General features: G+C 65.5%; 12 protein-coding genes and 1 pseudogene. 4 read left to right on the plus strand and 9 right to left on the minus strand.

The window, feature by feature from the left end; translation table 11 throughout:
* Positions 1–116 precede the first annotated feature (116 nt).
* Entirely contained in the window at positions 117–1,043 is a 927-nt protein-coding gene (locus CJ177_RS32105; protein WP_061042945.1) for a cyclase family protein, read from the plus strand.
* A gap of 395 nt (positions 1,044–1,438) precedes the next feature.
* A complete protein-coding gene (locus CJ177_RS32110) occupies positions 1,439–1,909 on the plus strand; it encodes a MaoC family dehydratase (protein ID WP_061042946.1) in 471 nt (156 codons plus the stop codon).
* A gap of 391 nt (positions 1,910–2,300) precedes the next feature.
* On the opposite strand, the gene CJ177_RS32115 is transcribed toward CJ177_RS32110, so the two are convergent.
* The 4 genes from CJ177_RS32115 to CJ177_RS32130 all read right to left on the minus strand — a co-directional run bounded on the left by CJ177_RS32115 (position 2,301) and on the right by CJ177_RS32130 (position 6,297).
* A complete protein-coding gene (locus tag CJ177_RS32115) occupies positions 2,301–3,176 on the minus strand; it encodes a TIGR03619 family F420-dependent LLM class oxidoreductase (protein WP_061042947.1) in 876 nt (291 codons plus the stop codon).
* A 430-nt stretch (positions 3,177–3,606) separates the two neighbouring features.
* A complete protein-coding gene (locus CJ177_RS32120; RefSeq protein WP_095869464.1) occupies positions 3,607–4,500 on the minus strand; it encodes an IclR family transcriptional regulator in 894 nt (297 codons plus the stop codon).
* A 155-nt stretch (positions 4,501–4,655) separates the two neighbouring features.
* Positions 4,656–5,531: a cyclase family protein gene (locus tag CJ177_RS32125; RefSeq protein WP_257014772.1), complete on the minus strand. Its 876-nt coding sequence runs from the start codon at positions 5,529–5,531 to the stop codon at positions 4,656–4,658.
* A 40-nt stretch (positions 5,532–5,571) separates the two neighbouring features.
* Positions 5,572–6,297, minus strand: coding sequence for an SDR family NAD(P)-dependent oxidoreductase (locus tag CJ177_RS32130; RefSeq protein ID WP_095869465.1), 726 nt, complete (start codon positions 6,295–6,297; stop codon positions 5,572–5,574).
* Between the two features lie 444 nt (positions 6,298–6,741).
* Here CJ177_RS32130 and CJ177_RS32135 point away from each other — a divergent pair, with 444 nt between their 5' ends.
* Positions 6,742–7,518 carry a FadR/GntR family transcriptional regulator gene (locus tag CJ177_RS32135; protein WP_061042951.1) on the plus strand — a complete coding sequence of 259 codons (777 nt, stop codon included), beginning with the start codon at positions 6,742–6,744 and terminating at the stop codon, positions 7,516–7,518.
* On the opposite strand, the gene CJ177_RS49500 is transcribed toward CJ177_RS32135, so the two are convergent.
* The 4 genes and pseudogenes from CJ177_RS49500 to CJ177_RS32155 all read right to left on the minus strand — a co-directional run bounded on the left by CJ177_RS49500 (position 7,505) and on the right by CJ177_RS32155 (position 11,087).
* A complete protein-coding gene (locus CJ177_RS49500; RefSeq protein WP_179443327.1) occupies positions 7,505–7,972 on the minus strand; it encodes an OB-fold domain-containing protein in 468 nt (155 codons plus the stop codon). The genes CJ177_RS32135 and CJ177_RS49500 overlap by 14 nt on opposite strands.
* A 381-nt stretch (positions 7,973–8,353) precedes the next feature.
* On the minus strand, positions 8,354–9,442 hold the full coding sequence (locus CJ177_RS32145) for a citrate synthase 2 (RefSeq protein WP_095869467.1): 1,089 nt from the start codon (positions 9,440–9,442) through the stop codon (positions 8,354–8,356).
* Between the two features lie 113 nt (positions 9,443–9,555).
* Positions 9,556–10,201, minus strand: a pseudogene (locus CJ177_RS32150) (enoyl-CoA hydratase-related protein).
* 49 nt (positions 10,202–10,250) lie between these two features.
* Complete coding sequence (locus CJ177_RS32155; protein WP_095869540.1) at positions 10,251–11,087, minus strand: NAD(P)-dependent oxidoreductase; 837 nt, start codon at positions 11,085–11,087, stop codon at positions 10,251–10,253.
* Positions 11,088–11,433: 346 nt separating this feature from the next.
* Here CJ177_RS32155 and CJ177_RS32160 point away from each other — a divergent pair, with 346 nt between their 5' ends.
* On the plus strand, positions 11,434–12,744 hold the full coding sequence (locus tag CJ177_RS32160) for a CdaR family transcriptional regulator (protein WP_095869468.1): 1,311 nt from the start codon (positions 11,434–11,436) through the stop codon (positions 12,742–12,744).
* Here the strand turns inward: CJ177_RS32160 and CJ177_RS47560 are convergent.
* Positions 12,722–12,868 carry a hypothetical protein gene (locus CJ177_RS47560; RefSeq protein WP_156517476.1) on the minus strand — a complete coding sequence of 49 codons (147 nt, stop codon included), beginning with the start codon at positions 12,866–12,868 and terminating at the stop codon, positions 12,722–12,724. The two genes, CJ177_RS32160 and CJ177_RS47560, sit on opposite strands and share 23 nt — an antisense overlap.
* Positions 12,869–12,905 lie beyond the last annotated feature (37 nt).

Raw genomic sequence — 12,905 nt, forward strand, 5'->3', positions numbered from 1 at the left:
GGCTTCGTTTCACTGATCAAGGCGGTGCCAGTGAGGGTAGAAGAGTTGAAAGTAACTGTGCAGCAGCATCATTGATGCACGACCTATTGTCACGTCACCAACTGGAAGGATCTAGAATGATCACCGCCGTTCCCGTCATGCGTGAACTCGGCCGCAAAGTCCGCAACTGGGGTCGTTGGGGCGCCGATGACGAGCGGGGAACCACGAACCTCATCACACCCGGTCGTGTCGCGGCGGCCGCTGGCCTGGTCCGCACCGGCGAGGTCTTCGATCTCGGTATTCCGCTCGACGGGGACGGGCCGCAGCCAGGCGGATACCGGATCAATCCGATCCGGCTGATGTCGGAGACCGGTCACGAGCAGGTGCTTCCTGGCGGCTTCAAATGGGCCGACGACTACGTGTTCATGCCGCTGCAAGCGGGCTCGCAGTACGACAGCCTCGCCCACGTACATTACGATGAGCAACTTTACAACGGTCATCCCGCGTCCGGGCTGAACGTCAAGGGTGCCGACAAGTGCGGGATCCACACTCAGGCCAAGGGGATCGCCGGCCGTGGAGTATTGCTGGACGTTGCGCGATTCCGCGGTGTGGAGTGGCTGGATCTCGGTTCGGTGATTGGTCCGGATGAGCTCGATATGGTGGCGGCCGCGCAAGGCGTGGAGGTCGGCCCCGGGGACATTTTGCTGATCCGAACCGGTTGGCGGGCAAAGTTCCTCGCCGACCAGGACGCGGCCGGATTCATGGCGGGCGAGCCCGGGCTCGGCTTGGCCTGCGCCTCGTGGCTGCGCGAGCGGGACGTCGCGGTGGTCGGTTCGGACAATTTTGGGGTAGAGGTGATGCCCGGTGAGAACGCCGGGGCAATGTTCGAGCTGCATATGGTGTTGATCCGGGATATGGGGATGACTCTCGCCGAAATGCTGGACCTCGAACAACTGGCCGCCGCCTGCGCCGCCGACGGTGCCTACGACTTCTTCTACACCGGAGCGCCACTGAAGTTCACCCGCGGGGTCGGTTCGCCGATCAACCCGCTTGCCATCCGGTGAGTTCCGAGCTCGCACCACCGCATGGGGGTACCGCGCGTGGGAGACGAGTACGGGGGAGTGGGTGGGGAGGCGTTGGCAGGCCAGACTCGAGAGCCGGTCACGGCCACGGAGCGGGCAACCGATCACGGGCTCACTGAACGCGAGAGAATTTCGCCGACGGCCGCGCGGTTCTGTCCGCCGGGTGATGGGTGAGGAGCCGGGTGCGCAATCAGTCAAGGCCGATAAGCGATTGCCGAGAGCGGTCTCACCGAGGATACCGGCGTTCGACGGATGGGTCAGGACATGGCCAGTACGCCTCGCGGGTAGTGGTGAGATCGAAAAATGCGGGTGTGCCCTATAACTGGAAGGTATCTGAGCGGGTGACGAGAAACCGTGTTTCGGATGGTGACAAGATTATGACGTTTCAGCATGTACCCCGCCGAGCGAACAGCATCGCCGACTTCCGCGCGCTCGTGGGCGTTGAGCTCGGTCCGACCGTTTGGCACCAGATCACCCAGGATCAGATCCGGGCATTCGCGGACATGACGGGCGATCATCAGTGGATTCATGTCGATGAAGAACGCGGGTCCCGCAGCACTTTCGGCTCGACCCTCGCGCACGGGCTGTACGTTCTCTCGCTCGGACCGGGCTTGATGTCCTCGCTCCTGACGTTCGAGGGGTTCTCCCGAAGCCTCAACTACGGATACAACCGCGTGCGGTTTCCGTCACCGACCCCGGTAGGCTCCTCGATCCGCATGCGCGCGATGGTGACCTCAGTGGTCGAGATCGACGGCGGGGCCGACGTCATCACGACCCGCACCTTCGAACGACGCGGCACTACCAAACCCGTCTGCGTGGTCGAGAACGTCGGACGCTACTACGAGTAGTCGACCACCCCGCAAACCCGAGCCGCGCGGAGGCAACCATGCTCGGATGGACGACGTCCCGGTCCGCCTCCGCACGCGCCGGATCACCCTAAAATTGCTAAAGAACACACCGGGTACCGATTGATATGCGACATTTCGTCACGATGCAACTGCTGACTGCACATGACCCCTCCCTCCGGCCCCGGACTATCACAAGGACCCCCGCCCGATCGACACGACCAGCGAGTCGGGCGTGCCCGTCCTCGTCCCGATGGTTGCTGGGGTAACAACAATACCGAGCGGAATCCCGATCCACCGGCCGCGCTCACACCGCACGCATCGCAACCGCGTAGGTCACCTGCCGTGCGATCTCCACCACCCCGGCCCATTCGGACGGGCGGCCGGGTGACGATCATTTCAGCCGGGCGATGATCGAATCCGCGTAGCCCTGAAGATGGGCGATCTTAGTGTCGAGGGACTCCGTATCGGGTCCCGCGGAATACGGATTCCGGAACGAGACGACAACATCGGTGACGCCTTTGTCCTCGAGGCGTTTGATGCCGTCGACGGTGTACGCCTCCGGTGAGATGACGTGAATTTCGAACCGGTGATCGGTGGTGTCCGCTTCCTCCCGGAACCGGTGGAGCCGGGCGAGAAGTCGATCCAACTCGGCGGTTTCGCTGCCAGCGTGCATCCACCCGTCGCCCCGGGTCGCGGCGCGCCGGAGTGCCGCGTCGCTGTGACCGCCGATCAGGATCGGGATCGGGCGGGTGGGTACCGGACTCAGCTTGACGGCAGGCAGCTCATGGACCTGGCCGTGGTATTCGAAATAGTCACCACCGGTCAGACCGCGGAGTATGTCGATGGCTTCGTTCATCCGGGTGCCTCGTCCTTCGAATGGCACACCCATCACCTCGAAGTCCTCGCGCCAGGGACTGACGCCGACACCCAGGCTCAGACGATTGTTCGTCAGGTGGGCCACGGTGCTTGCCTGCTTGGCCACGAGCACGGGCGGCCGGACCGGCAACTTGAGGACGAAGGTGGTGAACCGCAGGGTGCTCGTCACGGCACCCATCGCTGCAGCGAGGATGAGCACCTCGGGGAACGCCTTGTCTTCGAGGAAGTCCCGACTGCCGTCCGCGGTGTAGGGGTAGACCGAGTCCGACTCCTTGGGATAGCAGATGCTGTCGGCGACGGTCATGCTGTCGTAGCCGGCCTGCTCCGCCGCCCTGGCCAGCGGCAGGTAGAAGTGGGGATTGGTCATCGCCTCGGCATACGTAAATCGCATAGCTTCGCTCCTCGAGTCGAGCCGCATGGGGTCGGAGATGACGCCATGTCTGGAGGGCCCGGCGTGGTAGTCGGATGGTTTCAGGCGGAGGAGGTGATGGTGAGGCCGAGAATTGCAGCGGGAAGGCCGGCGTCGATGCCACGTGAACTGGACCATCTGGCCGGGCACGGGGCGTGGTGACGCCCATGGAAGGCTGTTTGGTTGAGCGGAGGAGTCGTGTGATGGCAACTCCGCGCCGTCGCCATTGAAGCCGCATGCGCCCCGGCGATTCCCAACCCTGCTGCCATCCAGCGGAATCCTCGTGAATTTTCGCGCATCCCCTCCCGGATCCGCTGTCGCTGTGCGAGGGCGTCGACACCACGACGGTCGTCAAGATCCCGTGGATAGTCCCGGCGCCGAAGTGGTGGGATCGTGGACACTGCTGTCGCGTTCAGTTCATCGGCGTAGTTGTCGCCCGCGCGGCACCGCGGGTCGTGACGCGTTCGGTGGCGCAATGCATGAGCTCGCGTGTGCCTCCTTCAGGCCGGCCTGGCCGGCTGCGGGCGAATGGTCGGCACGGCGTGCCGCTCTCGGCTGCGCTGAGCGCTCGGGTGATGTCGCGCGCCGCGATCCGGAGCGGGGTCGCCAGCATGTGCTCGGGCTTCATGTGCGCAGCCGGACCGCACACGGACAGTCCGGCCACGACATTGCCCGGATTGCCGACCGGCACGCCGATGCAGGCGATCCCGACCACCGATTCCTGGCGGTCCACGGCAATCCCGCGTTCGCGGATCCGGTCGAGCTCCGTGCGCAGCCGGGACGGCACCGCCGGGCTGCGCTGTGTCGAGCCCTGCAGGTCCGTGGCGAGGAAACACTCGCGCTCGCTAGGAGCCAGGTTGGCAAGCAGCGCCTTGCCCACGCTGGTGCAGTGGGCGGGCTGACGTCCGCCGATCCTGGATGGGAGCTGGGCACCGAAGCCCGGGCCGATCTTGTCCAGGTACACCACGTCGACGCCGTCGAGGACAGCGAGATGCACGACATGTCCGGTTAGCCGGTGCAGCTCGTGCAGATAGGGTAGCGCTGCCTGGTGCAGACGATCCTGGTGTAGTGCCAACGAACCCAGTTCGAACAGGCGCATGCCGAGTTCGTAGTTGCGCCCGTCGCGACGCAGCCAGTGCAGCTGCACGAGTTGTTCGAGCATCCGGTGCGCCGACGAGCGTGACAGGCCTGTCCGCCTCACGACCTGGGCGAGGTTGAGCCGGCCGGGTCCGTCGAAGGCGTCGAGGAGCAGCGCCGCGCGGTCGAGTCCACCGGTGGGGGGATCGGTGTGCGGGGTCGATGACATGGGGACTCCGATGGAATGGGGCTCCGAATGCGGGCGGCATTAGCGGAGCGGCTGTGATGGTGGTGGGGTTTTTCGTGGATCAATTTGTGATTTCCGAGGGATCGACCACCGTCGACGACTAATTCGGCTTCCGGCGGTTCCCCGGTGTCGCAGTTTCACACGATCGCGATCGGTCGGATCGGTGATCCGGTGCCACCGCGGATCGTCAACGGTAGTGCTACGAACAGGAAGGTGCTCACCCCGTCGGCGGCGAGTTTCTCGCAGTAGATCCACTCCAGGATGTGGATTCCGCGCTCCTGCAGCAGGTACAGGTGCACCGGCAATGGGTTGCCCGGCACCCTGGAGGGGCGCACCTCGAACGACATGGTGTCGGCGCCGACGTGACGGGCGCCGTGTTCGGCGAGCCACCGGGCCCCGTCGACATCGACTCCGCTGCCCCCGCTCTCGCGTCGGATCCGGTCTGCGTCGGGCCAGTACTTCATCTGTCCGGTGCGGACCAAGACTGTGTCTCCGGAGGTGACCTCGACACCGGCACGCTCGGCGGCACCCTGCAAATGGTCGCCGGTGATCGCGAATCCCGGGGGCAGGGCCTCCATGCCGAGAGACCCTGGGACGTCGAGCAGCACGCCGCGGCCGATGATCGGCGGGAGCGTCGACGCGTCGCCGCGGTTGGCGCCGTAGTCGCCAACCGCCCGGTTCGCCGACACGCCGCCGTGCCACTCGTCGTCCGGGCCCCTGGTCACGTGGCACAGTGCGTCGATGTGGGTGCCGGTGTGCAGGCTTCCGGAGACGAGTTCGGACACGTATCCGAACTCGACGTCGTTGGCCACCGCGTCGTCGAACGGGAAGCGCCCGTCGATGCGCTGGCCACTCGGTGAGTTATAGGTGACGACCTCGAATCGGGGGTAGCCGTCGAAGTTCGGCATGTGGCGCCACCACCCCGAGGACAGGTCGTAGATCGTGCCCTTCTCGGGCAGTCCCAGGCAGCGGATCAGGTCCGAGTCACGACCGGAATGGTTCGGTACGTTCACTGAGCAGAGCTCCTTTCACACGGGGTCGAGTGGAGGACCGTCATGCGGTCAGGGACATGCCCGCATCCACGGTTAGGGCGGTGCCGGTGATGGCCGCCGCCGCGGGGGAGAGCAGGAACAGAACTGCGGCGGCGACCTCGTCGGGCTGGACGGGTGACCGCCGGGGCGTGCGTGCGACCATCCGTTGGCCGACCTCCGAGCTGAGATAGTCGGTCATGCGGGGTGTTTCGACGAGTCCGGGTGCGACGGCGTTGGCGCGCAGTCCGTCCGGGGCCGAGGCCGCCAGGTAGCGGGTGAATCCTAGGACGCCGGCTTTACCGGTCGAGTACCAATCGGTGCCGCCGCCGATCGTGGTGCCGGCGATGGAGGCGACATTTACTACCGCCTCCGCACGGTCGCGTACTCGGTGCAGCCACGCCGAGGTCACCACCTCGACCGCGGAGACGACCGCGTTCACGCCGTCGGCGAAGGGCCGGGGCTGCGCACTGGGCGGGCCGGCATTGTTGACCAGCAGGTTCGGGACGTGCCAGCCCAGGGTGCGTTCGAGGGCGTCGGCCACGGCCTGGCCGTCAGACACGTCCACGCCGATCGCCGACGACCGGCCACCGGACCGGCGGATCTCGTCGGCGACGGCATGCGCGGCGTCGGCGTCGATGTCCCAGACCGCGACGGCGATACCCTGTTTCGCGGCGCCGCGGGCGATGGCGCGGCCGATCCCACTGCCGGCTCCGGAGACGACCAGGCAATCTTCGCGTTCGTTCGTCACTGCACTGCACCCTTTCTTCGAGGCTCAGGAAACCCATCATGAGATGAACCAGGTCGCTCAGGGAACTTTCGAACCAATAGAGTTCACTGTTTCCACCCCGGATTCCCGGTGTTGAGCGCTTGCTAGCCGTGTTGAGAGGCTGGTGTCTACGGAATATAGTGTACTCATAGCGTTTAGTCGAGGACTGTTCTTTTGTTGTACTCCTGTGCTTTGCGTCCCTCTGTGTTTCTCGTGGGCGGATCCTGGTGGGCGCGAATCGTACTGTTCACGTGTGAGAAACCCTGGATGCGAAGGCTCAACGGTCGAGTCGGCGCGAGCCCTCGATGCGGATCGCGCCCCCGTGCGACCGTGGCCCTATTGAGGTCCCTCATCTAGCACCGCGCGGCGAGTTGGGAGCCGGTGAATAGGTGCACTTAACGGATTTTTGCGGGTAGCATCGGTGAAATGGCAGTCGGACAGAAAAGTGGTACCGGGAGCGGGGGGCGTGGCAGTCAGCGCCTCGCCGAGACGGTGGCCGACCGTATCGAGAAGGACATCATCGCCGGCGGATGGCGTACCGGGACGATTCTGGGATCGGAAACCGAGCTCATCGAGCGGTATGGGGTCAGTCGTGCGGTCTTCCGTGAGGCCGTGCGGCTGGTCGAACATCATCAGATGGCCACCATGCGGCGCGGACCTGGAGGTGGTCTGGTGATCACCGAGCCGGACCCGGGCGTGGTCCGGCACGCGGCGCGGGTGTACCTGCGGCATGCGGACGTCACCCGTGAGCAATTGTTCGAGGCGCGTACGGCGCTCGAGCTCGCCGGGGTGGTCGCGGCCACCGAACGGTTGACCGAGCCCGGTATCACGCGCCTGACCACAGCGCTGCGCACCGAGGAAGAACTTGTCACGCAAGGCGTGACGAGCGGTCACGCACGCAATCTCCATAGTGTGATTGCCGAACTGACCGGCAATCCCGCCATCAGTCTTTTCGTCGAGGTCCTCGCTCGACTGGACGAGGAGATGGTCCAACAAGGCTGGGACTCAGAGCAACCGAGCGCGGAGTGGACCGCACGAGCGGCCGCGTCTCACGAGGCGCACACTGCGATCGTCGAGGCGATCGTCTCCGGTGACGCGCCCCTGGCCCAGCACCGCATGCGCCGGCACCTGCAGGCCATCGCTTCGCTGCTCGAGGAGGCGACTCCGTCGGGCCGTGTCGCGGCACCGGTCAGTGGTGGGTGAATCCCCGGCCACGCGATTCGGTTCCGCGAGTGCTGCCAGGTGCGCCGGTTCGACAGGCAACCAGTACCGGCATGGGCCTCCGTGCACACTCGAAAACGAGGCGTCCATAGCGGCACTCGATCGGGCTGCGCATTCGTCGACCTTCGATGCGACACAGCGCTGACTTCGAAGACGCGTTCAGGGACTCGGCTCGAGAAAGGGGAGCGTCATTCCCTCGGGCATTTTGCGAAGCGTGACGGTCACGGGCATGCCGCAGCGCACGGCGGTCTCGTCGCAATTTGACGATGTTGCTCATTCTGTGAAACCCCTCCGCGAACTCGATGATGGCCACCACACAGGGCGTGTCGAATGCGGGGGACTGCGCTCGCCAGACGACGGAGTAGCTGTATATCGTTCCGACACCGAGGCTTTCGGTCCATGCCAGCCGCGTCGACCAGCACGACGGGCAGAACACCTCCGGCTCTGAAGACGGCCGTGTCGCACTCCTCGCACCGTTGATAGCGCAGCGTGTTCTCGGTGCAGCCCTCCCAGAACGGCGCGGAGATGGGGGTCGGCACCGGCATCGGTCGTGCGCCGATATGCGTTCGTCTTCGCCGAACCTCCGGATCTCGGGTGCGTCGGACGTGCCCGCAGGTCCCAGTGAATCGACGTTTCATGGAATCCATCGGCAAGGATGTGGCGGCCAGGTTCGATGCAGTGCACGGGGTGCGGGTGACACCGAACGCGAACAGGTCGACAGTTTGATGAAGACAGCACATCGTGACCGAGTCGAACACGTCGCACCAATGATGTTGTAGCCCGCGTCGGGGCTTCCTCGGGTGGCCCAAATGAAATGTCATTTGGTGTGGGGGATTTGGTCCCAGCCCTCGACGGACTCGGGGGTGCGGGGTGCGGGTCCGGTGTAGATGGCGGCGGGGCGGACGAGCTTGCCGAGACGCTTCTGTTCGAGGATGTGGGCGCACCAGCCGGCGGTGCGGCCGCAGGTGAACATCGCGGGCATCATGTGCGCGGGGACCTCGGCGAAGTCGAGGATGACCGCGGCCCAGAATTCGACGTTGGTTTCGATGGCCCGGTCGGGGCGGCGTTCGCGCAGTTCGGCGAGGGCGGCCTGCTCGAGGGCGGCGGCCGCCTCGTAGCGGGGGGCGTTCAGCCGTTTCGCGGTGGCGCGCAGCACCCGGGCGCGGGGGTCTTCGGCGCGGTAGACGCGGTGCCCGAAGCCCATCAGCTTTTCCTTGCGGTCGAGGATGCCCTTGACCAGGGCGCGGGCGTCGCCGGACTTCTCGGTGTCCTCGATCATCGGCAGGACGCGGGCGGGGGCGCCGCCGTGCAGCGGGCCGGACATCGCGCCGATCGCCCCGGACAGGGAGGCGGCGACGTCGGCGCCGGTGGAGGCGATGACGCGGGCGGTGAAGGTGGAGGCGTTCATGCCGTGTTCGGCGGCGGAGACCCAGTAGGCGTCGATGGCGGCGACGTGGGCGGGGTCGGGGTCGCCCTTCCAGCGGACCATGAACCGTTCGGTGACGGTTGTGGCCTCGTCGATCCGTCTCTGCGGGACGGCGGGCTGGTAGATGCCGCGGGCGGACTGGGCGACGTAGGACAGGGCCATCACGGAGGCGCGGGCGAGTTGTTCGCGGGCGGTGTCGTCGTCGATGTCGAGGAGGGGCTGGTATCCCCAGATGGGGGCGAGCATGGCGAGGCCGGCCTGGACGTCGACGCGGACGTCGCCGGTGTGCACGGGCAGGGGGAACGGTTCGGCCGGGGGCAGTCCGGGGCCGAAGCGGCCGTCGACGAGCAGGGCCCACACGTTGCCGAAGGTGACGTGCCCCTCGACGAGTTCTTCGATGTCGACGCCGCGGTAGCGCAGGGCGCCGCCGTCCTTGTCGGGTTCGGCGATGTCGCTGGTGAACGCGACCACACCTTCCAAACCGGATTGAAATGGATTGGTACGGCCTGCTGTTCGTGTCCATTGGACGTCGCTGTGGTGGTCATCTCGGCGTTCTTCGTAATCGATTCTGCGGTGGGTGTTCTCGATATCCCTCAGGAGCGGCGAAACTCGGCGGGGCGCCTGTTGAGGAACGCGGTGACGCCTTCCTCGAAGTCGGGGGTGGCGAGTAGCTCGAGCCGCCCGTTCCGTTCCCGTGCGAACGCATTGTCGAGTGCCGGGAGTCGTTCTGCGAGGAGAGCCATCTTCATGGCACGGGCGCGGCCGATCGACGCGGCGGCGAGAACGGTCGCTCCGCCGTCCGGCATGAGACCGACCTTGGTGAACGCAAGAAGGAAGTAGCTGGACTTCGTAGCGACAGTGAGGTCGCATGCGAGCGCCAGGGATACGCCGACACCCGCGGCGGGTCCGTTGACTGCATCGACGACAGGACGGGAAACGCGCGGATCACGGCCACGGTTCGGTTTGCGGCGTCGATGGTCGCGGCGTCAATGGTGGCCGCTGTCGGCCGGTCGTTCGTCGTCGTGGTCGACAGGTCGGCACCGGTGCAGAACGCGCCACCGGCGCCGGTGAGGACGGCCGCGCGGACCGCCGAATCGCCGGCACGCGACTCGAAGGCGTCTGTGATCGCGTCGACGTTTCGATCCGCACCGCATTCATGCGCGCCGGCGGGTCGAGGGTGGTGACACGGAGGAGGCCGGCGTCGAGGGTCGTGACGACACCGGGTAGGTCGGCGGGCATGGGGATCCTTCACCGTATCGGGAGTCGGCTGACGTGGAAGAATTCGACGTCATCCCGCAGCAGCGTCGACGAAGATGTCGATCGTCAACGGGGCGGTTCCACCGTATGTCGTGAAATCGGTGACGCCGGATTCGGTGAGGACTTCGACGTCGAGGACGGTGCGACCGTTGTCGGTGCCTGCGGGACGGCCGAGCAGTTCGATCGCGGCGTCGGCCATGATCTCAGGGGAGCGGGAGTGCTCCAGGCTGTCGTGGCCGCCGAGCAGGTTCCCGACCGCTGCCGTCGCGATCATCGTCTGCGGCCACAGGCAGTTGCTGGAGATGGGTAGATTCGCGTGTTCGGCGGCGATGCCCAATGCCGCCAGCGTCATCCCGTACTTGGCCAGCATGTAGCCCGGATGGGCGCCCAGCCAGTGCTGCGACACGTTCAGCGGTGGCGAGAGCGTCAGTACGTGCGGTGCGGAGGATTTCTGCAGGTACGGAAGACATGCCTGGGTCAGCGCGAAAGTGCCGCGCACGTTGACCTGTTGCATCAGATCGAACCGCTCGAGCGGCAGGTCCTCGGTCTTGGAGATGTCCAGCACGCTTGCGTTGTTGATGACGATGTCGATGCCGCCGAAGTTGTCGAGGGCGGCATCGACGACCCGGGCGATGTCGTCGTCGTTCCGGACGTCACCGACAACGGGTACAGCGTGTCCGCCGAGCTCGTTGAGTTCTGCGACGGCGGTATGAATCGTCCCGGGCAGTCGAGGGTCGGGGGTATCGGTCTTGGCGAGCAGGACGACGTTTCCACCGCGGCTCGCGATCGCGCGGGCAATGGCAAGTCCGATACCACGACTTCCCCCGGACATGACGGCGGTTCTCCCGTGGAAGCTTGTGGTGTTCACTGTGATCCCTTCGTTGTTGACGCTGAGACGCCGTTCGCGCCTGTCGAACTGGACGGGATCGCTCGAAAACAACCCCGTACGACGGTGTCTCGGGGTGCCGTGCGTCGCTCATCGAGCAGTCCGCAGGCGTTGGCCGAGCGCTCTTGACGATAGGAGAGTCCTGTGATGGTGACCACGTCCGCGAAGCATCAAGAAACAGATGCCCTTTGTCCTGTCGGGACATGCTCGGTTCGTGCCGGTGGAGACCTGGACGGCCGGCTGGGCGGAAATATGCAGGTAGGGATGCTGAAGGGGACGTTTCGGGTAAATCGTCATGCGTGGGTGACGACTGCTCTATTGTCTTCGCATGGCTTCACACGACGAGCGCGCCGCGCTGTTGGTCGCACGAATCGCGGGCTCGCTCAACCAGCGACTGGTGACGTTGACCGCCGATATCACGGATGTGCTGTACAGCGAGATTCCCGACCTGCGTGCCGATCGGCAGCTGTTCGACCTGCTCGGGGCGAGTGTCGAAGGCAACCTCGACACCATCTTCCACACGCTGCAGCACAACATCGAACCAGAAAATCTGGAGGCGCCCGCTGCGGCGATGGAATACGCGAGACGCCTTGCTCAGCAAGGGGTTCCCGTCAACGCGCTGGTGCGCGCATACCGACTCGGGCAGACCAACCTTCTCAAGCTGGTGTTCGACGAGTTGGGTGGGGAAGCGGTCGAGCCGGAACTCGGTGTGCCGGTGCTCGAGCGCATCATCACCGTGATGTCGGTGTATATCGACAGGGTGTCGCAGCAGGTGGTCGAAGTCTACGAGCGTGAACGGGAACGGTGGCTGGCCCACCAGAGCAGTGTTCGTGCCGTCCGAGTCCAGGAAATCCTGGCGGGCAACGAACGCCCGGACGCCGGGGCCAGCGCCGCCCTCAACTATGTTCTGCATCAGAATCACCTGGCGGCCATCATCTGGGTTCCCGATACCGGTTCGGGAGACATGCTGGCCAGAATCGAATCGGCGGCGCACGACGTCGCAGGGTTCATGGGTGCAATGACCGATCCGTTGTTCGTGGCGGCCGACCGCGTCACCGGATGGGTATGGGTCCCGCTCGGTACGCGGGCGGCTCCCCGGCGAGGGTACGGTGAAGTGCGCGATTTCCTCGAGGCCCGCCATCCGGGGCTGGTCATGGCCGTCGGCGGAGTCACCAACGGCCCGGAAGGATTCCGGCAGTCGTACACGCGTGCTCAGCGTGCACGAGCGCTCGCGATCGCTGCAGGAAAGAATGCCCCCGTGGTGACCGCGTACGACGAGCCGGGAGTGTCGACGGTCGCACTGCTGATAGAGGACGTCGCGGCGACCCGGGCGTGGGTGCGCAGCGTCTTGCGTGGTCTGGCGGCCGACAACGAGAACGCGGCCCGCCTGCGCGAGACCGTACAGGTCTACCTCGCAAGCAACCTCAGCAATGTCGCCGCGGCGAAACAGCTGGATCTGCACTATAATTCAGTGAAGTATCGGGTGAAGCGGGCCGCGGAGGAACGAGGCGAAGACTTCACCGGGGATCGCCTGGCCGTCGAACTCGCCCTGCTCGTGTGCCAATGGCTGGGACCTGTGGTCCTGACCACGGATCAGGCGAAGGGCGAGCCGACGGTCAAAGGAGTGGGTGGGCGGTAATGGTGGGGTCGGTAACCGTCCGCGGCGGATCACCGGGATCGCTCACCGCGTCCTCGAGGGCGATGTAGTCGCCGAAGGACAGTCCGGCTGCCGCCAGGAGGGCTGCGTACAGTCGATTCAGCATGGTTCCTCGGTTCGTCTTCGTCGTGGGGTGGATCGCG

The sequence above is a fragment of the Rhodococcus sp. ACPA1 genome (assembly GCF_002300195.1).
In the GTDB taxonomy this organism is placed as follows: domain Bacteria; phylum Actinomycetota; class Actinomycetes; order Mycobacteriales; family Mycobacteriaceae; genus Rhodococcus_F; species Rhodococcus_F opacus.